Origin of the sequence: Streptomyces ipomoeae 91-03 (genome assembly GCF_000317595.1) — a bacterium.
GTDB lineage: Bacteria > Actinomycetota > Actinomycetes > Streptomycetales > Streptomycetaceae > Streptomyces > Streptomyces ipomoeae.
Genome location: NZ_AEJC01000607.1, coordinates 1 through 19,492, shown reverse-complemented (window position 1 = coordinate 19,492; position 19,492 = coordinate 1). Strand labels below are relative to the sequence as shown.

Below are 19,492 nucleotides of genomic sequence, written 5' to 3'. Positions count from 1 at the left end.
CGGTCGCCCCGCAGGGGGCAAGATGCACAAGAGTTACGGAACGGTGTCAATTCGCGCCCATTGGTGATGTCATGGCAAAACGGACCATCCCTGGGGTGACGAGGGCGAATGCCTCCTAGCGGACCCCTGCGTTCGGGCCTCGCGAGAATGTGCCAGAGTTGCCACGTCCGCCCTGTCAGCACGTACCGTACGGCAACACAAGGCGGACCAGGTGGGGCAGCGGGAAGGGGCAGCCGGTTTGACCACGCACGCACCGCAGGCGGCGCAGGCCGTGACCCTGCCCGGCTCGCTCGACGAGGCCGTGGCGGCACTCGCCGCCATGCCCTGGGCGGTTCCGGTGGCGGGCGGCACGGATCTCATGGCCGCGGTCAACTCCGGGCAGCTCAGGCCCGCCGCGCTGGTCGGGCTCGGCAGGATCAGCGAGATCCGCGGCTGGCAGTACCAGGACGGACACGCCCTGCTCGGCGCCGGACTGACGCACGCGCGGATGGGACGCCCGGATTTCGCGGCGCTCATTCCGGCGCTCGCCGCCGCCGCGCGCGCCGCCGGACCGCCGCAGATCCGCAACGCGGGCACCCTGGGCGGCAACATCGCGACGGCCGCCCCCACGGGGGACGCGCTGCCCGTACTGGCCGCCCTGGAGGCCACGCTGATCATCGCGGGCCCGGGCGGGGCCCGCCGTGAGGTGCCCGTCTCGCATCTGCTGGCCCACATGGAGATGCTGCGCCCCGGCGAACTCATCGGGTACGTGCGCGTGCCGCTGCTGCACGCGCCCCAGGTCTTCCTGAAGGCCACCGGTCGCACCGGCCCCGGCCGCGCGGCAGCCTCCGTCGCCCTCGTCCTCGACCCCGCCCGGCGCGGAGTGCGGTGCGCCGTGGGAGCCATAGCGCCCATGCCGCTGCGCCCCCTGGACGCCGAGGCCTGGGTCGCCGGGCTGATCGACTGGGACGGCGAGCGCACCCTCGTCCCCGAGGCGCTGCAGGCCTTCGGCGAGTACGTCGCCGCCGCCTGCATCCCCGACCCGGCCCCCGAGGTCGACGGCTCCGTACCACCGCTTCCGCCCGCCGTACTGCATCTGCGGCGCACCGTCGCCGCGCTGGCCCGACGAGCACTGGGGAGGGCACTGTCGTGACCGACGACCAGCACGAGGGCACCCCGCCGAGCGGCCAGGGAGGCTGGGAGCGGCTGCCCCAAGGGGACTACGACGACGGCGCCACCACCTTCGTACAGCTCCCCGAAGGGGGCATCGACGCGCTCCTCGCCGCCGACAGCCCGCTCGCCGCGCCCGGCCACGGCTATGTGCCGCCGCCCATAGCGGCCAACCCGGCCGGCGGCGGTGCCGACCAGTCCGGCACCGGCCACTGGGCGATGCCCGCCGGCGGTGCCGAGTGGCACGACCCGAACGCCGGGCAGCCGCAGCCCGCGACGCAGCACGGGTTCACCTACAACCCGGGGGCGACCGGGCAGTGGAGCTTCGAGGAGCCTGCCGCGCAGGACGCCGAGCAGACCACCGCTCCCGGTCATGATGTGACCGGCGAGTGGTCGATTCCGGTCGCCGGTGGTGAACTTCCGGACGAATCCGGTGAGTTCAGCGCCTCGGCTCTGGTCGAGCAGTGGGGCGGCACCCCGCCCGCCACGCTCCCCGGCGGCGCTCCCGCGCCCTGGGCGACGACCTCGACGCCTTCACCGGCCCCGCAGACCTCGCTGACTCCGGCGCCCGAGCAGATCGGCACGGCATGGACCGCGCCGCCCCCCGCCGAGCGCTCCGCCGAGCACGCCGAGACCCCTGAGTCGCCCTCTGGCGAGCCGTACGCCGACCCGGGCCACGAGGACGCCGGGAAGGCCCCCGAGGCCGCCCAGGAGCCCTCGGAGCCGGTCGCGCAGGGCGACCCGGAGACTGCCGAGCCGGAGGAGACGGGCGAGCGGCCCGAGACGGCCGCTGACGCCGACGCGCCCGAGTCCGACGCGCCTTCCGCCACCGAGGGGACCGAGGCGGCCGGACCGGAGGAGGAGGCGGGTGCCGAACCGGCCCCGGCCGCCCCCGCCGCCGACGAGCCCGCCCCGCCCCCGCACGACGACCACCCCCTCGCCTCGTACGTCCTCAGCGTCAACGGCACCGACCGGCCCGTCACCGACGCCTGGATCGGCGAATCGCTGCTCTACGTGCTGCGCGAGCGGCTCGGCCTCGCGGGCGCCAAGGATGGCTGCTCACAGGGCGAGTGCGGCGCGTGCAACGTGCAGGTCGACGGCCGCCTCGTGGCGTCCTGCCTGGTGCCCGCCGTCACCGCCGCGAGCAGCGAGGTGCGCACCGTCGAGGGCCTGGCCACCGACGGTCAGCCCTCCGACGTGCAGCGGGCGCTCGCCCGGTGCGGCGCCGTGCAGTGCGGTTTCTGCATCCCCGGCATGGCCATGACCGTGCACGACCTGCTGGAGGGCAACCCCGCCCCCACCGAGCTGGAGGCCCGCCAGGCGCTCTGCGGCAACCTCTGCCGCTGCTCCGGCTACCGAGGAGTCCTGGAGGCCGTGCGCGAGGTCGTCGCCGAACGCAAGGCGCACACCACCGCCGAGAACGACACGGACGCCGAGGAGGCCCGCATCCCGCACCAGGCGGGCCCCGGCGAGGGCGGCGTCAACCCGGCGGCGTACGACTCCCAGGGAGCCCCACAGGCCACCGGCCCGCACGACGCCGACCAGTCGTACGGCGGCCAGGGCCTGTCCTTCGCCGCCGGTCAGGGCGACACATACGGCGGTCAGGGGCAGACGTTCGTGGGCCAGAACGACACCTACGGCGGTCAGGGGCAGTCGTTCGTCGGCTCGGACGACAGCTACGGCGGCCAGGGCCAGCAGTTCGCGGGCCACGACGACACCTATGGCGGCCAGGGCCAGCAGTTCGCGGGCCAGGACGACAGCTACGGCGGTCAAGGTCAGCAGTTCGTGGCCCAGGACGACAGCTACGGCGGTCAAGGTCAGCAGTTCGTCGGTCACGACGACACGTACGGCGGCCAAGGTCAGTCATTCGGCGGTCAGGATCAGTCGTTCGGTCAGGACGGAGGCCAGGCGTGAGCAACGAAGCCGCCACCGCGACCCCCGCGGCCCCAGCGGCCCCGGGGGAGGCCGCACCCGCCCCCGAGTCACTGCCGCACGGTCTCGGGGCGTCCCTGCCGTCCGCCGACGCCCGCGCCAAGTCCGAGGGCACCTTCCCGTACGCGGCCGACCTGTGGGCCGAGGGCCTGCTGTGGGCCGCCGTGCTGCGTTCCCCGCACGCGCACGCGCGCATCGTGTCCATCGACACGTCCCACGCGCGCGAGATGCCCGGCGTACGGGCCGTCATCACCCATGAGGACGTGCCGGGTACCCCGTTGCACGGCCGCGGCAAGATCGACCGTCCCGTCTTCGCCTCCGAGGTCGTACGCCACCACGGCGAGCCCATCGCGGCCGTCGCCGCCGACCACCCGGACACCGCGCGGATGGCCGCCGCCGCCGTCATCGTCGAGTACGAGGTACTCGACCCGGTGATCGACCCGGAGCAGGCCTTCGAGGCCGAGCCCCTGCACCCCGACGGCAACCTGATCCGGCACATCCCGCTGCGCCACGGCGACCCGAACGCGTCCGGCGAGATCGTCGTCGAGGGCCAGTACCGCATCGGCCGTCAGGACCCCGCCCCCATCGGCGCCGAGGCCGGTCTCGCCGTGCCCCGCCCCGACGGCGGCGTCGAGCTGTATCTGGCCTCCACCGACCCGCACACCGACCGCGACACCGCCGCCGCCTGCTACGGCCTGGCACCCGACCGCGTCAAGATCGTCGTCACCGGTGTCCCCGGCGCCACCGCCGACCGCGAGGACCAGGGCTTCCAACTCCCGCTCGGCCTGCTGGCCCTGAAGACCGGCTGCCCGGTCAAGCTCACCGCGACCCGCGAGGAGTCCTTCCTGGGCCACGCCCACCGGCATCCCACCCTGCTGAGGTACCGCCACCACGCGGACGCCGAGGGCAAGCTGGTCAAGGTCGAGGCCCAGATCCTGCTGGACGCGGGCGCGTACGCCGACACGTCGTCCGAGGCGCTGGCGGCGGCGGTGTCGTTCGCCTGCGGCCCGTACGTCGTCCCCAACGCCTTCATCGAGGGCTGGGCCGTACGCACCAACAACCCGCCCTCCGGGCACGTCCGCGGCGAGGGCGCCATGCAGGTGTGCGCCGCGTACGAGGCCCAGATGGACAAGCTGGCGAAGAAGCTGGGCCTCGACCCGGCGGAACTGCGCATGCGCAATGTGATGTCCACGGGCGACGTGCTGCCGACGGGCCAGTCCGTGACCTGCCCGGCCCCGGTCGCCGAACTCCTCCAGGCCGTACAGGAGTTCCCGCTTCCCGCACTGCCGAAGGACACCCCCGAGGAGGAGTGGCTGCTACCCGGCGGCCCCGAGGGCGCGGGCGAGCCGGGTGCGGTCCGGCGTGGCGTCGGCTACGGCCTTGGCATGGTGCACATGCTCGGCGCCGAGGGCGCGGACGAGGTCTCGACGGCCACCGTGAAGGTCCACGACGGCATCGCGACCGTCCTGTGCGCGGCCGTGGACACCGGCCAGGGCTTCTCCACCCTCGCCCGGCAGATCGTCCAGGAGACCCTCGGCATCGAAGAGGTCCACATCGCCCAGGTCGACACCGACCAGCCGCCTGCGGGCGCGGGCTGCCGAGGCCGCCACACCTGGGTGTCCGGCGGCGCGGTGGAACGAGCGGCGAAGATGGTCCGCACGCAGTTGCTGCAGCCGCTCGCGCACAAGTTCGGGATGTCCACGGAACTCCTGCAGATCACCGACGGCAAGATCACCTCGTACGACGGTGTTCTGTCCACCACCGTCGCCGAGGCGCTGGACGGCAAGGAACTGTGGGCCACGGCCCAGTGCCGCCCCCACCCGACCGAGCCGCTCGACGGCGCCGGCCAGGGCGACGCGTTCGTGGGCATGGCCTTCTGCGCGATCCGCGCGGTCGTCGACGTCGACATCGAACTCGGCTCCGTGCGGGTCGTCGAGCTGGCGGTCGCCCAGGACGTGGGCCGGGTCCTCAACCCGGCGCAGCTCGCCGCGCGCATCGAGGCGGGCGTCACGCAGGGAGTCGGTGTCGCGCTGACCGAGAACCTCCGCACCCCCCGCGGCCTGGTCCGCCACCCCGACCTGACCGGCTACGCCCTGCCCACCGCCCTCGACGCCCCCGACATCCGGATCGTCAAGCTGGTGGAGGAACGGGACGTCGTCGCGCCCTTCGGTGCGAAGGCGGCGAGCGCGGTGCCGGTGGTCACCTCTCCGGCGGCCATCGCGTCGGCGGTACGGGCAGCCACGGGGCGCCCCGTGAACCGCCTGCCGATCCGGCCGCAGGCGGCGGTGGTGACCGGGGCGTGAGGGGCCTCTGACCTGCGTGTTCGTGGGTGATCCGGGCGTTGTCAGTGGGGCGGCGTATGGTTCTTGGCAGTGGGGACGACCGCTGAGCGGTGAGGCATCTCCGCTGGGGGACGCACGCGGCGAACACGTCGCGGACCATGTGCCGGGGAGCTTGGGGGAGCCATGAGCACGATGACGATGGGAACCATGGGCCTGACGGACCTGAACGACCTGACGGATCTCGCCGAACTGACCGGGGGGCCGGTCACACAGTCGGGGCTGACGCTCGACCTGCCCGCCCGGCTGCTGGACGAGGAGTTCGGCCAGAGCAAGGTGTGGCGCTTCGAGGACTTCGACTTCCCGGCCACGCTCATCCACGAGCCGACCCGCCGCTTCCTGCGGGACATGGGCCTGCCCGAGGAGCACGCCTTCTTCCACCTCGACACGGACATCCCGCTCCAGACCCTCGCCGAGCACTACGCGAACGAGCGCCCGGACCGGTTCACCCCCGACCGACTCCCCGCCGGCGCCACCCACTTGATACGCCTGGGCCACTTCGTCGAGGGCGACAGCCTGGTGGTCGACGGCACGACGGGCGCGATCCTCAACTGGAGCGAGGCCGAGTCCACCCTCTGCCCCCTCAACGCCGACATCTCCACCCTCGCGTTCTCGCTGTGGCTCCTCCACAGGGAGCGCAGGGAGCAGGGGGAGAACGGGGAGTGGCCGACCGCCTGGTGACGGTCGGCCACGTCCGGGACAGGGAGGCCGTGGCGGGATTCGAACCCACGTACCTCGCTTTGCAGGCGAGTCCCTGAACCACTCGGGCACACGGCCGGGTTGGGAGCGATGTGGCTGCTCCGAACTCGATGTGTAGACCGTAAGCGGGGCTCGGATGGGGGCTCAAGGGAAGCCGGCGGGCTGCAATGGGACTGCCATACGCCGTTCATGAAGTGGGCCCGAGCGGGGGAGGGCGGGCGGTCGTACGACCAAGGTCTCAGGTGGTGGGGGACCTGGGACAGGGGCCAATGCCAGTGGTGCACCTTACGGTGGTGGGCATGGCCGCTCCGAGACCGCGTGACGCGGATGTCGCGCATGAACCCGATCTGTCAGTCGTCGCCGAGGAAGAGGGGGTTCTGGGGCGTTCGTATCGGGCGCTCAGTGTCGGGATCGTCTCCGTCGTGCTGTTGATCGCGTTCGAGGCTTCGGCGGTCGGGACGGCCATGCCGGTCGCGGCGCGGGAGTTGGACGGGATCTCGGCCTATGGGTTCGCGTTCTCGGTGTACTTCACGACGAGTCTGTTCGGGATGGTGCTGGCCGGGCAGTGGTCGGATCGGCGGGGGCCGCTGGGGTCGTTGACCACGGGGATCGCCGCCTTCGGGGTCGGGTTGCTGCTGTCGGGGACGGCCGGGGCCATGCGGCTGTTCGTGCTCGGGCGGGCCGTGCAGGGGCTCGGCGGCGGGCTGGTGATCGTCGCGCTCTATGTGGTGGTGGGGCGGGCGTATCCGGAGCGGTTGCGGCCGTCGATCATGGCGGCGTTCGCGGCGAGCTGGATCCTGCCGACCGTGGTCGGGCCGCTCGCCGCCGGTGCCGTGACCGAACACCTGGGCTGGCGCTGGGTGTTCGTGGGCATACCGGTGCTGGTGGTACTCCCGCTGGTGCTGGCGTTGCCGCAGATACGGCGGCGGGCGTCGGGTCCGGTGGGCGGTGAGGAGGGCGCGGGGGACGGCGCGTCGTCGGCCGCCTCCTCCTTCGATCGGCGGCGGATTCGGCTCGCCTTCGGGATCTCGCTCGGGGCCGGGTTGTTGCAGTACGCGGCTCAGGGGCTGCGGTGGTGGTCGCTCGTCCCGGCGGTGGCGGGGGTGGCGCTGCTCGTACCGGCCGTGCTCGGGCTGTTGCCGCGGGGGACGTATCGGGCGGTGCGGGGTCTGCCGTCCGTGGTGTTGTTGCGGGGGTTGGCGGCGGGGGCGTTCATCGGGGCGGAGGCGTTCGTGCCGTTGATGCTGGTCACCGAGCGGGGACTCACGCCGACGCTCGCCGGGTTCTCGCTGGCGGCCAGTGGGGGGACGTGGGCGTTGGGGTCGTGGGTGCAGTCGCGGGCGAGGGTGGAGCCGTATCGGGAGCGGTTGATGACGTTCGGGATGGTGTTGGTCGCGGTGGCGATCGCCGTGGTGCCGAGTGTGCTGATCGAGACGGTTCCGGTGTGGACCGTGGCGGTGGTGTGGGCCTTCGGGTGCTTCGGGATGGGGCTCGTCATCTCCTCCACCAGCGTGCTGCTGCTCAAGCTCTCCGCCCCCGAACAGGCCGGCGCCAACTCCGCCGCCCTGCAGATATCCGACGGCCTCTCCAACGCGCTCCTGCTGGCGGCGGGCGGTGCCGCGTTCGCCGCGCTGGGCGGCGGCGCGGTGGGCCATGCGGCCACCACCGCCTCCGGCACCGGTTCCCACCCGGCCGCCTTCACCGCCGTTTTCCTGCCGATGGCGGGGGTGGCGTTGGTGGGGGCTTGGGTGACTACGCGGTTGCGGGTCTCGTAGAGAAGAGTGGTACCAATCTGACCCCAGTGCGTGGTACCGTTTTGGTATGGCTATGAACCTGCGTCTCCGCGACGACCAGACGGAAGCTCTGAAGCTGCGCGCCGAGGAAGAGGGCACAAGCATGCACGCCATACTGCTGAGGGCCGTGGACGACTACCTGGCCAGGACGGCTCACGAAGCGCTGGTTCGTAAGGCCGCCAAGGAGCAGACCGCCAAATGGGCCGAGCTGCTGGAGCGGCTGAAGTGACCTATGTCTACCTGTCGGCCGAGGATGTCCTGGCCATCGCCGAACAAGCGGTCGATGACCAGGCCGTCGTCGTACGTGATGCCGGCTTGCTGGAATCAGCTGTGCATCGCCCCTCGGCTTCGATGTTCGGACAGGAGGCGTACACCGATCTGTTCGACAAGGCGGCCGCACTCCTGCAGTCGCTGGCGATCAATCACCCCTTCATCGACGGAAACAAGCGCACGGCCTGGGTGTCCTGCGTCGTCTTCCTGGCGATGAACGAGGTGCAGTTGCGGCCGGACATCGATGCGGCGGAGCGCTTGGTCATCGCTGTCTCGACCGGTGCTCTCGATGAGGTCAAGGCCATCTCCGAGGCGTTGCGAGACCTGGCCGAGTAGCGATGTGACCTCGGTCCCATCCCCGGACACCCCGGCGTAGTTCCCGCCTTGCCGCGGCCGGGTCGCCGGTAGGGTGGCCCGGTTGTCATGCGTATCGACCACAGACCACAGACCGGAGACCGTGACTACCACCGCCGCCTCCTCGAACCACCACCTCTCACCCGCCTTCCCCGGCCGCGCCCCGTGGGGTACCGCCAGCAAGCTGCGTGCCTGGCAGCAGGGGGCGATGGAGAAGTACATCCAGGAGCAGCCGCGGGACTTCCTCGCGGTCGCGACGCCCGGCGCCGGGAAGACGACGTTCGCGCTGACGCTCGCCTCCTGGCTGCTGCACCACCATGTCGTGCAGCAGGTGACCGTCGTGGCGCCGACCGAGCATCTGAAGAAGCAGTGGGCGGAGGCGGCGGCGCGGATAGGGATCAAGCTGGATCCCGAGTACAGCGCGGGGCCGCTCGGGAGGGAGTACGACGGGGTCGCCGTCACCTACGCGGGTGTGGGCGTGCGGCCCATGCTGCACCGGAACCGGGTCGAGCAGCGCAAGACGCTCGTCATCCTCGATGAGATCCATCACGCCGGTGACAGCAAGTCCTGGGGCGAGGCCTGTCTTGAGGCCTTCGAGCCGGCCACGCGGCGGCTCGCGCTCACCGGTACGCCCTTCCGGTCCGACACCAACCCCATCCCCTTCGTGACGTACGAGGAGGGGCCGGACGGGATCCGGCGGTCGTCCGCCGACTACACCTACGGCTACGGCAACGCGCTCGCCGACAACGTCGTGCGGCCCGTCATCTTCCTCTCCTACAGCGGCAACATGCGCTGGCGGACCAAGGCCGGTGACGAGATCGCCGCCCGGCTCGGTGAGCCCATGACCAAGGACGCCATCAGCCAGGCCTGGCGTACCGCGCTGGACCCGCGCGGCGACTGGATGCCGAGTGTGCTGCGGGCCGCCGACCAGCGGCTCACCGAGGTCAGGAAGGCCATCCCGGACGCCGGCGCCCTCGTCATCGCCTCCGACCAGGACTCGGCGCGCGCGTACGCCAAGCTGATCCGGGAGATCACGGGGACGAGCGCGACGCTCGTGCTGTCCGACGACGCGGGCGCCTCCGACCGTATCGACGAGTTCAGCCACAACACCGATCGGTGGATGGTCGCGGTGCGGATGGTGTCAGAGGGGGTGGACGTGCCCCGGCTCGCGGTCGGGGTGTACGCCACGACCATCTCCACGCCGCTGTTCTTCGCGCAGGCCGTGGGGCGATTCGTACGGTCCCGGCGGCGCGGCGAGACCGCGTCCGTGTTCCTGCCGACCGTGCCCGATCTGCTCACCTTCGCCAACGAGATGGAGGTCGAGCGCGACCACGCCCTCGACAAGCCGAAGAAGGAGGGCGAGGAGGACCCGTACGCCGAGGAGGAGAAGCTCCTCCAGGAGGCGGAGAAGCAGCAGGACGAGGACACCGGCGAACAGGACATGCTGCCCTTCGAGGCGCTGGAGTCCGACGCCGTGTTCGACCGGGTCATGTACAACGGCGCGGAGTTCGGCATGCAGGCCCACCCGGGGAGCGAGGAGGAGCAGGACTACCTCGGGATTCCGGGACTGCTGGAGCCCGACCAGGTGCAGTTGCTGCTGCAGAAGCGGCAGGCGCGGCAGATCGCGCACAGCCGCCGGAAGCCGGACTCCGAGGCCGACCTCATCGAACTGCCGGCCGACCGGCGGCCCGTCGTCACCCACAAGGAACTCCTTGAGCTGCGGAAACAGCTCAACAGCATGGTCGGTGCGTACTCCCACCAGAGTGGCAAGCCGCACGGGGTGATCCATACCGAGGTACGGCGTGTGTGCGGTGGACCGCCGAGCGCCGAGGCCACGGCCGGGCAGCTGCGGCAGCGGATCGCCAAGGTGCAGGAGTGGGCTACTCGGATGCGGTGACGGCCACCTGGTCGAGGGTGGTTCGGTAGTCGGGTGGGCGCGTGAGTTTGCGCGTGCGCTGGGTGTGGGGGTGTGCGCGCCGGGTGAGGTGCGCCCTTGCATATCGCGACAAAAGGAAGCAGCCCGTACCGGCCGCTGACCGGATTCTGGACGGAGTCTTCCGCTCAGCGAACCCGCTCGTCTACTGTCCCGCTACGCACACGCCCCGTGGCAGCGCCGCCGCGGAGCGCAGCCGTGAAGCGACTCCGCCCGGATTCACCCGGGTTCAGCCGATCGGCGGCCTCTGTAGCGCGTCGCCGACGGGACCGGTGACGCATTCGTCGCGAATGGGGCCGCCGCCCTCACCACGAAGGAGTGGGCGTCGTGACCGCGGAGACCTCTCAAACCCTTGACCGTGGACTGCGTGTCCTCAAACTTCTCGCCGATACCGACCACGGGCTGACCGTCACCGAGCTGTCCAACAAGCTCGGGGTCAACCGGACCGTTGTGTACCGGCTGCTGGCCACGTTGGAGCAGCACTCTCTCGTACGGCGTGACCTGGGCGGACGGGCCCGGGTGGGGCTGGGGGTGCTGCGGCTCGGGCGGCAGGTGCATCCGTTGGTGCGTGAGGCCGCGTTGCCCGCGTTGCGGTCGTTGGCCGAGGACATCGGGGCGACCGCTCATCTGACGCTCGTCGACGGCAGTGAGGCACTGGCCGTCGCTGTCGTCGAGCCGACGTGGACGGATTATCACGTGGCCTATCGGGCCGGGTTTCGGCATTCGTTGGATCGGGGTGCCGCGGGGCGGGCGATCCTGGCGGCGCGGCAGAAGCCGGCGGACGGGCCGGGGTACACGCTCACGCACGGGGAGCTGGAGGCGGGGGCCAGTGGGGCCGCGGCTCCGTTGCTCGGAGTGAGTGGGGTCGAGGGGAGTGTGGGGGTCGTGATGCTGGCCGAGGCGATACCGGAGAGGGTGGGGCCTCGGGTGGTGGACGCGGCTCGGGAGGTGGCCGATGCGTTGCGGTGAGGCCGGGGTTGGGTGAACGTCCGGTTTTAGGGTGCCCGGGGGTTGGGTTGGCTGTCGGCTGCCCTGGGTGTTTGGGCGCTCGGAGGCTGTTGCCGGCCGGGGCGGGGTTTCGCTCACCGGCGCGTACAGGGTGCCGCTCTCTTTGGGATGGGTGCCGCCCAGCGGCACGATTGCCCGCAGCTGTGGCGGCCATGGTGACCGTGTCCGGGTGCCGCGGTGAGCGGTGATGGCGGCTGCGACCGGGCGTTGCGGCGTGGGTGGGCTGCCGCGATGGTCGGTGGCACCGGGCCGTGGGTGGGGGTGGGGGTGAGGGGTGGCGTTAGATTGGCCTCGTGTTCTCTCGTCTCGGCAGTCTTTCGCGTCCCGTCGCCGTAGCTGTTTCCGCTCTGCCTGTGGTGGGGCTGCTGGCTACGGTGGTGTTCGCGCCGTTGCCGTTCGCGGTGGTGCGGCCGGGGATGACGGCGAATGTGTTGGGGGAGAACAAGGGCGAGCCGGTGATCACGATCAGTGGGGCGGAGGCTCGGGAGACGACCGGGCAGCTGCGGATGACCACGATCGAGGCGACGGGGCCGGATGCCGACATCGGGCTCGGGGATGTGATCGACGGGTGGCTCAGCTCCAAGGAGGCCGTGATGCCGCTGGACGCGGTCTACCCGAGCGGTGACAGCGTCGAGGAGATCGAGGAGTACAACCAGGCCGAGATGAAGGAGTCCCAGGACACGGCCACCGAGGCGGCCCTGGCCTACCTCGGCGAGGACTCCGGCGACATCAAGGTCACCCTGCGCCTCGCCGACGTCGGCGGACCCAGTGCCGGTCTGCTCTTCTCCCTCGGCATCATCGACAAGCTTCGCGGCGACGGCAGCGGCGGCGACCTCACGGGCGGCCGGGTCATCGCCGGTACGGGGACCATCGACGCCGCCGGCAAGGTCGGCGCCGTCGGCGGCGTCCCCCTCAAGACCCGGGCCGCCCGCCGCGACGGCGCCACGGTCTTCCTCGTCCCCGAGGCCGAGTGCGCCGACGCCAGGGCCGAGCTGCCGAAGGGGCTGAGGCTCATCCCGGTGACGACACTGAAGGGCGCGGTGAACGCACTGGTGGCGCTGGAGTCGGGCAAGGGCGAGGTCCCGAGCTGCTGATCACCCGGCCCGTTTCGTCCAGGATCTGATCACCGGCCGCCATCACCGCCAGCCTCATCGAGGCGATGCGCCCGTCGGTGGTGAAGACCTCCCCGTACAGACAGCTCCCCTTCGCCGCCTGGGTGTAGATGCGGTGTCCCGCGCCGCCGGCTCGGCCACGTCGGAGAGGCTCTTCGTGCGGTACCGGGCGGCGTTGGCCCGGTTCAGGGCGAGCGCGTACGTGTTGTTGAGGGCCGATGGCGGCAGCCGGCTCAGGCCGTTCCTCAGGTCGGCGCCGCGTACGGCCTTCCACTGGCGCCGCGGGTCGGCGACGGGGGTGCTGTTGCCCTGGTACGTGATCCAGGCGGTGCCCGTGTACTCGTACATGGCGTCCGCGTCCCCGCTCCGCACCGCCTCCCGGGCGCCGAACGAACCCTGGATGCCGGTACGGTCGATCACCTTCGCGCCGGCCGCCTGGAAGGGACGGCTACCTGGATACCGCTTGGTGAGGTTGATCAACTCGATCGTCGCCCCCCTCGCCCCCGTCATGCCCGTCGCGTCACCGTCAACCACGGATCCCCCTCGGAATCGTCAGCCGCCCGACCAGCACATATGCCGCGTCGAACAGCGGTGCCAGGACGACGAGGCGTACGCGGCGATGCCCATCAGCATCTGGGTGGAGACCCGGATCCCGGTGAGGATCGGTGGCCAGACGAGCGGCAGTTCGACGCGGAGCAACCGCACGGGCCGGGACATCCCGATGCCCTTCGCCGCGTCCACCAGCGCCGGGTCGACCCCGCGCAGGCCCACGATCGCGTTCCGGACGACCGGCAGCAGCCCGTACAGCGTCGGGGCGATCGCCGTCGGGGCCACGCCCGGCCCGACCACCGGGATCAGCAGCCCGATCAGGGTGAGGGAGGGGATGGTGAGGACCGTGGACGTGGTGACGGTGGCGAGCCCGGCGGCCCACTCGCTGCGGTACGTGCCGATGCCGATGAGCACCCCGACGACGGTCGCCTCGGCCGCCTCACGGGCACGGCCGGGTCGCCGGGTCCGCTACGTCGTCTCCTCCCGGTCCTCCGCCGCCTGCTCCACCAGCGGGATGATCCGCAGCGGAACGGGGTTCTCCATGACGATCGCCGTGGCGGCCCGGACGATGCCGTCAAAGCCGACAACCCGGTCGATCACCCGCTGGAGATCGGCGTTCGAACGGGCCACCAACCGGCACAGCATGTCCCCGCTGCCGGTCGTCGTGTGCAGCTCCAGCACCTCCGGAACGGTCGCCAAGTGCGCCCGTACGTCCCGGCCTTGACCCTGTCTGATCTGCAGCGTCGCGAACGCCGTCACCGGATAGCCGAGCGCGGCCGGATCGACCTGCGGCCCGAATCCCCGGATGACTCCGTTCGACTGAAGCCGGTCGAGCCGCGCCTGCACCGTGCCGCGCGCGACGCCGAGCCGTCGCGACATCTCCAGCACGCCGATACGCGGCTCACGGGCGAGCAGGATGATCAACCGGCCGTCCAGATGATCGATCGCCACCAGTCCTCCCGGGGTGGTCATCCTGTACAGAACACCCGCGATTATGCCCATCCGGCTGAACAAACTGCCCACTGAAATCACGAACTGTTGCGCACCTTGTGGAACGGGAGGAGTCTGCGGCCATGGCAGCAATCTCTGCGAACACACACCCCGTCCCCGACACCGCCCGGCAGGCCGACCCCTTCCCGGTCAAGGGAATGGACGCTGTCGTCTTCGCCGTGGGCAACGCCAAGCAGGCCGCCCACTACTACTCGACCGCCTTCGGCATGCGGCTCGTCGCCTACTCCGGCCCCGAGACCGGCAGCCGTGAGACGGCGAGCTATGTCCTGGAGAACGGCTCGGCCCGGTTCGTCCTCACCTCCGTGGTGAAAGCCGCCACCCCCTGGGGCCACTTCCTCGCCGAGCACATCGCCGAACACGGCGACGGCGTCATCGACCTCGCCATCGAGGTCCCGGACGCCCGCCGCGCCTACGCCTACGCCGTCGAACACGGCGCCCGCTCCGTCGCCGAGCCGTACGAGATCAAGGACGAGCACGGCACGGTCGTCCTCGCCGTGATCGCCACGTACGGCACGACCCGGCACACCCTCGTCGAGCGCACCGGCTACGACGGTCCGTACCTCCCCGGATATGTGGCGGCCGACCCGATCGTCGAACCGCCCGCCCAGCGCACGTTCCAGGCCATCGACCACTGCGTCGGCAACGTCGAGCTCGGCCGGATGGACGAATGGGTCGACTTCTACCACCGCGTCATGGGCTTCACGAACATGAAGGAGTTCGTCGGTGACGACATCGCCACCGAGTACAGCGCCCTGATGTCCAAGGTCGTCGCCGACGGCACGCTCAAGGTCAAGTTCCCCATCAACGAGCCCGCCATCGCCAAGAAGAAGTCCCAGATCGACGAGTACCTGGAGTTCTACGGTGGCGCCGGCGTCCAGCACATCGCGCTGAACACGAACGACATCGTGCGGACGGTACGGACGATGCGTGCGGCCGGGGTCCAGTTCCTGAACACCCCCGACTCGTACTACGACACACTGGGTGAGTGGGTGGGCGACACCCGGGTCCCGGTGGAGACCCTGCGCGAGCTGAAGATCCTCGCCGACCGCGACGAGGACGGCTATCTGCTCCAGATCTTCACCAAGCCGGTCCAGGACCGGCCGACCGTCTTCTTCGAGATCATCGAACGGCACGGCTCGATGGGCTTCGGAAAGGGCAACTTCAAGGCGCTGTTCGAGGCGATCGAGAGGGAGCAGGAGAAGAGGGGCAACCTTTGACCGCCGGGTAGGGAAACGCTCGGGTCGCTCGTGTCGACGGGTTCACACCGATGGCCGGGAGTGCGAACCTTTGATCATGAGCCGTATCGAAGCCCCGAGCGACGAGACCACCGGCAACCTCGTCGACCGTCTGCTGAGCGGCCTGCCGCCGGAGGCCGTGCTGACCGACCCGGACGTCACGGCGTCGTACGCGAACGACATGGCGAGCTTCTGCGAGGCGGGCGTCCCGGCGGTGGTCGTGCTGCCGCGGACGGTCGAACAGGTGCAGCACGTGATGCGGACGGCCACCGAGCTGCGCGTCCCGGTGGTCCCGCAGGGCGCCCGTACGGGGCTGTCCGGCGGAGCCAACGCCTCCGAGGGCTGCGTCGTGCTGTCCCTCACCAAAATGGACCGGATCCTCGAGATCAACCCCGTCGACCGCATCGCCGTGGTCGAGCCCGGCGTCATCAACGCCACCCTCTCCCGCGCGGTCAACGAACACGGCCTCTACTACCCTCCCGACCCCTCCAGCTGGGAGATGTGCACGATCGGCGGCAACATCGGCACGGCCTCCGGCGGCCTGTGCTGTGTGAAGTACGGGGTGACCGCCGAGTACGTCCTCGGGCTGGACGTCGTCCTCGCCGACGGCCGGCTGATGTCCACCGGGCGGCGTACGGCGAAGGGTGTCGCCGGGTACGACCTCACCCGGCTCTTCGTCGGCTCGGAGGGCTCGCTCGGCATCGTCGTACGCGCGATTCTCGCCCTCAAGCCGCAGCCGCCTCAGCAGCTCGTGCTGGCCGCCGAGTTCGCGTCGGCCGCGGCGGCCTGTGACGCGGTGTGCCGGATCATGACCGGGGGACACGTCCCCTCGCTCCTCGAACTGATGGACCGCACGACGGTGAAGGCCGTCAACGCCCTGGCCCACATGGGGCTGCCGGAGACGACCGAGGCACTGCTCCTCGCCGCCTTCGACACCCCGGACCCGACCGCCGACCTCGCCGCTGTCGGACAGTTGTGCGAGGCGGCGGGCGCCACCCAGGTCGTACCGGCGGACGACGCGGCCGAGTCCGAACTGCTGCTCCAGGCACGGCGGTTGTCCCTCACCGCGCTCGAAGCGGTGCGGGGCGTGACGATGATCGACGACGTGTGCGTGCCCCGGTCCAGGCTCGCCGACCTCTTCGAGGGCGTCGAGCGGATCGCCGAGAAGCACCAGCTCACCATCGGGGTCGTCGCCCACGCCGGCGACGGAAACACGCATCCCACCGTCTGCTTCGACGCGGCGGACGCCGACGAGTCCCGGCGCGCCCGCGAGTCCTTCGACGAGATCATGGCCCTCGGTCTGGAACTCGGCGGCACGATCACCGGCGAGCACGGCGTGGGCATCCTGAAGAAGGAGTGGCTGGCACAGGAGATCGGCCCGGTGGGGATGGAGATGCAGCGGGCGGTGAAGGCCGTCTTCGACCCGCTGGGCATCCTCAACCCGGGCAAGCTCTTCTGACCGCCGGCGCGCGTCACCGGGCTGGCAGCTCGGCTCACCGGGCCAGCAGTTCGGCCAGGCCGTCGTCGATGCGCAGCTGGTCGAACTCGGCGCCCGGCGGGACCACCCGCAGGGTGCGCTCCAGCCAGGCCGACACCTGAGGGGCGGGCGCCTCCAGCAGGGCGTCCCCGTCCGGCGAGCTGAGCGCCATCAGGACGACGCTGCGGCCCTTCACCTTCGTCGGCCACACCCGTACGTCCCCGTGCCCGCACGGCCGGAACACCCCCTCGACGAGCAGTTCGCGCGCGAAGGTCCAGTGCACGGGGCGGTCCGAGTTGATGTGGAAGGTGATGTGGACGGCGTACGGGTCGTCGCTGCGGTAGCCGAGCTTGGCCGGCACGGGGACGCTGCGCTCGGGCGACAGGACGAGCCTCAGCTCCAGTTCGCGCTCCACGACGGTGTGCTTCATGGCGGTCGTTCCTCTCCTGTGGGTCGGTCCGACGGGACCAACGGGTCCGACGGGACCTACGGGTCTCGTACGGGCCCTGGAGCGGGCCCGTACGAGTGAGAGGGCGGAGCGGCCCGAACCATTACGCGGTTTCGCAGAACTTTTTTCCGACGAGTTCACTCACCCGTTCGGCGCGGGTTCGCGGGGCGGGTTCGCCGACCGGCTTCCGACCGGCCCTCGACCCTCCCGGGCACGCACTTCCGACCGGGCTTCCGGCGTCACGGCGGCTCCCCGATCCGGTAGCAGATCCGTGCTCGAAAGGGGTGGGTCCGGCGGCAGCGGTCATGGGACCTGCCCGCGTCTGGTAGATGTGGGTGACCCCTACCAACCCCCGAGCAGATACGGGACGGCGGACATGAGCGCCCCAACTCCGGCCCCCGGCGACGACAGGCCCCGCGAAGGGTATTACCCGGACCCGTCCATTCCTGGATATGTCCGGTACTGGAACGGCGCCTCCTGGGTGCCGGGTACGAGCCGTCCGGCGCCCAGCGACGGCGAACCGCTCACCCCGCCGTCGGGCCCCGGCTCCGGTCCCGGCGCGTCCGCCGCCGTGGAGGAGACGGGACCGCACTTCTTCGACGAGGACCCCGAACCCGCCGACGAGGCGAGTCGCCAGAACTCCACCGACTCCCTGCACGGCAGCCGCCCCGAGCCCGCCTCCGCGTGGGGTGCCGACCGCTCCCGCCAGACCGGCTTCGGCGGCGACAAGGACCGCCGGATCTCCTGGGGTTCCTCGGGCGCGTCGACTTCCCCCGCCCCGGCCCCCTCCGCCCCACAGGGCCCCGATCCGCGCGACCCCCGTATGTCGCTCGCCGCCGACCCCGCCGACGGAGCGGGCGACTCCGGTCCTACGACGACCACGGACGGCACGGCGACGATCCCGCCGGCGGAGGCCGACGACGCCCCGCAGGGCACGGTGGTGTTCCGCCGACCCGACACGGGCGCGCGCTCCCGGGCGGCCGAGGGCGCGGAGACGGCGCAGTCCGACGGCACCATGACGTTCCGTACGAACTCCCCGCGCGCGGGGCAGGGGGGTGGAGGCGCCGCGGGGGCCGCCGGCGTCTTCGGCGCGCCCCTGACCGATGCCCAGATCGCCGCCCAGCAGGCCCTCGGGCTGACACCGCAGTCGACGCCGGCCCCGACCCCGCCCTCTTCCGCGCCGTCACCTACGCCGTCGACGGCGCCGTCCGGCCCCCAGCAGGGCCCGCAGAGCCCCCGGGCCACCACGCCCCCGGCAGCCGCGGCGCCCGCCCCGGCGACTCCGGTGACCCCGACCACCCCGGCCCAACGGCAGCCCCAGCAACCGGCACTCGGCGGCTCCTTCTCCCAGCAGGCCCCACAGCAGGCTCCCCAACAGGCCCTCCAGCAAGCCGCTCCCCAGGCCACCCGACAGGCAGCCCCGCCGGCCCCGCAGACGCCGCAGACCTCCCAGCCCGCGGCGGCCGTACCCCCGCAGAGCACCTTCCGTCAGTCCGGCGACACCCCCATGGCCGTCGGCGCCGGTGGCGGTCAGCCCTCCTGGGCCCAGCAGGTGCACCGGCTGGCCGGCGGCGAGGGGGAGCAGCAGGTCGCGCCGTGGAAGCCGGTGGTGGAGGACCCGTTCCAGGCCGCCGCCCGGCGGCAGGCGGAGGCCCGGCCCGCGGGGCTCGGCAGACGGCTGGTCGCCCGGCTGGTCGACAGCCTGGTCGTCGGCGCCGTCACGGCCGCGGCGGCCGTACCGTTCGGCACCAGGGCGCTGGACCACATCAACGACAAGATCGACGCGGCCAAGCTCTCCGGTGAGAAGGTCACCGTCTGGCTGCTCGACGGCACGACATCCGTGTATCTGGGCATCATCCTGGGCGTTCTGTTCCTCGTCAGCGCCCTCTACGAGGTGCTGCCCACGGCCAAGTGGGGCCGCACCCTCGGCAAGAAGCTGCTCGGCCTGGAGGTCTGGGACATCGAGAGCCATGAGCCCCCGTCCTTCGGCGGCTCCCTGCGCCGCTGGCTCGTCCACACCGTCCCCGGGCTGCTCGGCATCGGCGTGATCGGCATCCTGTGGTGCCTGATCGACAAGCCGTGGCGCCAGTGCTGGCACGACAAGGCGGCCCATACGTTCGTGGCGGGCGGGTAACCGCGCGCGGAATCCTGTACCCCGGACGGCCCCGTGCCGGATGCGGAGC

The 19,492-nt window shown here is 71.4% G+C and carries 15 protein-coding genes, 1 tRNA gene and 2 pseudogenes; 13 read left to right on the top strand and 5 right to left on the bottom strand.

The window, feature by feature from the left end; translation table 11 throughout:
- Positions 1 to 238: 238 nt before the first annotated feature.
- The 4 genes from STRIP9103_RS38990 (at position 239) to STRIP9103_RS38975 (ending at position 6,101) form a co-directional block, all read left to right on the top strand.
- On the top strand, positions 239 to 1,132 hold the full coding sequence (locus STRIP9103_RS38990; protein ID WP_009336828.1) for an FAD binding domain-containing protein: 894 nt from the start codon (positions 239 to 241) through the stop codon (positions 1,130 to 1,132).
- Complete coding sequence (locus tag STRIP9103_RS38985; protein WP_009336826.1) at positions 1,129 to 3,063, top strand: 2Fe-2S iron-sulfur cluster-binding protein; 1,935 nt, start codon at positions 1,129 to 1,131, stop codon at positions 3,061 to 3,063. The genes STRIP9103_RS38990 and STRIP9103_RS38985 overlap by 4 nt, the downstream gene beginning before the upstream one ends.
- Positions 3,060 to 5,384 carry a xanthine dehydrogenase family protein molybdopterin-binding subunit gene (locus STRIP9103_RS38980; RefSeq protein WP_009336830.1) on the top strand — a complete coding sequence of 775 codons (2,325 nt, stop codon included), beginning with the start codon at positions 3,060 to 3,062 and terminating at the stop codon, positions 5,382 to 5,384. Before STRIP9103_RS38985 ends, STRIP9103_RS38980 begins: the two co-directional genes overlap by 4 nt.
- A 162-nt stretch (positions 5,385 to 5,546) precedes the next feature.
- Complete coding sequence (locus STRIP9103_RS38975; RefSeq protein ID WP_100244099.1) at positions 5,547 to 6,101, top strand: SUKH-4 family immunity protein; 555 nt, start codon at positions 5,547 to 5,549, stop codon at positions 6,099 to 6,101.
- 24 nt (positions 6,102 to 6,125) lie between these two features.
- On the opposite strand, the gene STRIP9103_RS38970 is transcribed toward STRIP9103_RS38975, so the two are convergent.
- Positions 6,126 to 6,197: transfer RNA gene (locus STRIP9103_RS38970), tRNA-Cys, on the bottom strand.
- 221 nt (positions 6,198 to 6,418) lie between these two features.
- Here STRIP9103_RS38970 and STRIP9103_RS38965 point away from each other — a divergent pair.
- The 6 genes from STRIP9103_RS38965 (at position 6,419) to STRIP9103_RS38940 (ending at position 12,571) form a co-directional block, all read left to right on the top strand.
- The gene (locus STRIP9103_RS38965; protein WP_048821779.1) at positions 6,419 to 7,894 is read left to right on the top strand and encodes an MFS transporter; all 1,476 of its coding nucleotides are present in this window, start codon (positions 6,419 to 6,421) and stop codon (positions 7,892 to 7,894) included.
- Positions 7,895 to 7,940: 46 nt separating this feature from the next.
- Positions 7,941 to 8,141 (top strand): ribbon-helix-helix protein, CopG family, encoded by a 201-nt coding sequence (locus STRIP9103_RS38960; RefSeq protein ID WP_048821776.1) that lies wholly within the window; start codon positions 7,941 to 7,943, stop codon positions 8,139 to 8,141.
- Entirely contained in the window at positions 8,138 to 8,518 is a 381-nt protein-coding gene (locus STRIP9103_RS38955; protein ID WP_048821773.1) for a type II toxin-antitoxin system death-on-curing family toxin, read from the top strand. Before STRIP9103_RS38960 ends, STRIP9103_RS38955 begins: the two co-directional genes overlap by 4 nt.
- A gap of 121 nt (positions 8,519 to 8,639) precedes the next feature.
- Positions 8,640 to 10,433 (top strand): DEAD/DEAH box helicase, encoded by a 1,794-nt coding sequence (locus STRIP9103_RS38950; RefSeq protein WP_009336832.1) that lies wholly within the window; start codon positions 8,640 to 8,642, stop codon positions 10,431 to 10,433.
- A gap of 363 nt (positions 10,434 to 10,796) precedes the next feature.
- Positions 10,797 to 11,438, top strand: a complete 642-nt coding sequence (locus STRIP9103_RS38945; protein ID WP_009336837.1) for an IclR family transcriptional regulator — start codon at positions 10,797 to 10,799, stop codon at positions 11,436 to 11,438.
- Positions 11,439 to 11,770: 332 nt separating this feature from the next.
- A complete protein-coding gene (locus STRIP9103_RS38940) occupies positions 11,771 to 12,571 on the top strand; it encodes a S16 family serine protease (RefSeq protein ID WP_009336831.1) in 801 nt (266 codons plus the stop codon).
- A 40-nt stretch (positions 12,572 to 12,611) separates the two neighbouring features.
- On the opposite strand, the pseudogene STRIP9103_RS38935 reads toward STRIP9103_RS38940, so the two are convergent.
- The 3 genes and pseudogenes from STRIP9103_RS38935 to STRIP9103_RS38925 form a co-directional block, all read right to left on the bottom strand.
- Positions 12,612 to 13,030, bottom strand: a pseudogene (locus STRIP9103_RS38935) (glycine betaine ABC transporter substrate-binding protein); the annotation flags it as partial.
- Positions 13,031 to 13,115: 85 nt separating this feature from the next.
- A pseudogene (locus STRIP9103_RS38930) lies at positions 13,116 to 13,567 on the bottom strand (ABC transporter permease); the annotation flags it as partial.
- A 39-nt stretch (positions 13,568 to 13,606) separates the two neighbouring features.
- Positions 13,607 to 14,110: an Lrp/AsnC family transcriptional regulator gene (locus tag STRIP9103_RS38925; protein ID WP_181800395.1), complete on the bottom strand. Its 504-nt coding sequence runs from the start codon at positions 14,108 to 14,110 to the stop codon at positions 13,607 to 13,609.
- A 101-nt stretch (positions 14,111 to 14,211) separates the two neighbouring features.
- On the opposite strand from STRIP9103_RS38925, the gene hppD reads away from it, so the two are divergent.
- Both hppD and STRIP9103_RS38915 read left to right on the top strand, forming a co-directional pair.
- The gene (gene hppD, locus STRIP9103_RS38920; protein ID WP_009336817.1) at positions 14,212 to 15,366 is read left to right on the top strand and encodes a 4-hydroxyphenylpyruvate dioxygenase; all 1,155 of its coding nucleotides are present in this window, start codon (positions 14,212 to 14,214) and stop codon (positions 15,364 to 15,366) included.
- A gap of 70 nt (positions 15,367 to 15,436) precedes the next feature.
- The gene (locus STRIP9103_RS38915; RefSeq protein ID WP_009336838.1) at positions 15,437 to 16,843 is read left to right on the top strand and encodes an FAD-binding oxidoreductase; all 1,407 of its coding nucleotides are present in this window, start codon (positions 15,437 to 15,439) and stop codon (positions 16,841 to 16,843) included.
- Positions 16,844 to 16,877: 34 nt separating this feature from the next.
- Here STRIP9103_RS38915 and STRIP9103_RS38910 read toward each other — a convergent pair whose 3' ends face one another.
- Positions 16,878 to 17,291, bottom strand: coding sequence for an SsgA family sporulation/cell division regulator (locus tag STRIP9103_RS38910; protein ID WP_009336822.1), 414 nt, complete (start codon positions 17,289 to 17,291; stop codon positions 16,878 to 16,880).
- 394 nt (positions 17,292 to 17,685) lie between these two features.
- Between STRIP9103_RS38910 and STRIP9103_RS38905 the strand changes: the two genes are divergently transcribed.
- A complete protein-coding gene (locus STRIP9103_RS38905; protein ID WP_078614196.1) occupies positions 17,686 to 19,443 on the top strand; it encodes an RDD family protein in 1,758 nt (585 codons plus the stop codon).
- Positions 19,444 to 19,492 lie beyond the last annotated feature (49 nt).

What these genes read in the sequence shown, in the direction of transcription:
- STRIP9103_RS38975 (WP_100244099.1), top strand. Translation starts at nt 5,547, where the DNA reads ATGAGCACGATGACGATGGGAACCATGGGCCTGACGGACCTGAACGAC.
- STRIP9103_RS38965 (WP_048821779.1), top strand. Translation starts at nt 6,419, where the DNA reads ATGGCCGCTCCGAGACCGCGTGACGCGGATGTCGCGCATGAACCCGAT.
- STRIP9103_RS38960 (WP_048821776.1), top strand. Translation starts at nt 7,941, where the DNA reads ATGGCTATGAACCTGCGTCTCCGCGACGACCAGACGGAAGCTCTGAAG.
- STRIP9103_RS38925 (WP_181800395.1), bottom strand. Translation starts at nt 14,110, where the DNA reads ATGACCACCCCGGGAGGACTGGTGGCGATCGATCATCTGGACGGCCGG.
- hppD (WP_009336817.1), top strand. Translation starts at nt 14,212, where the DNA reads ATGGCAGCAATCTCTGCGAACACACACCCCGTCCCCGACACCGCCCGG.
- STRIP9103_RS38910 (WP_009336822.1), bottom strand. Translation starts at nt 17,291, where the DNA reads ATGAAGCACACCGTCGTGGAGCGCGAACTGGAGCTGAGGCTCGTCCTG.
- STRIP9103_RS38905 (WP_078614196.1), top strand. Translation starts at nt 17,686, where the DNA reads ATGAGCGCCCCAACTCCGGCCCCCGGCGACGACAGGCCCCGCGAAGGG.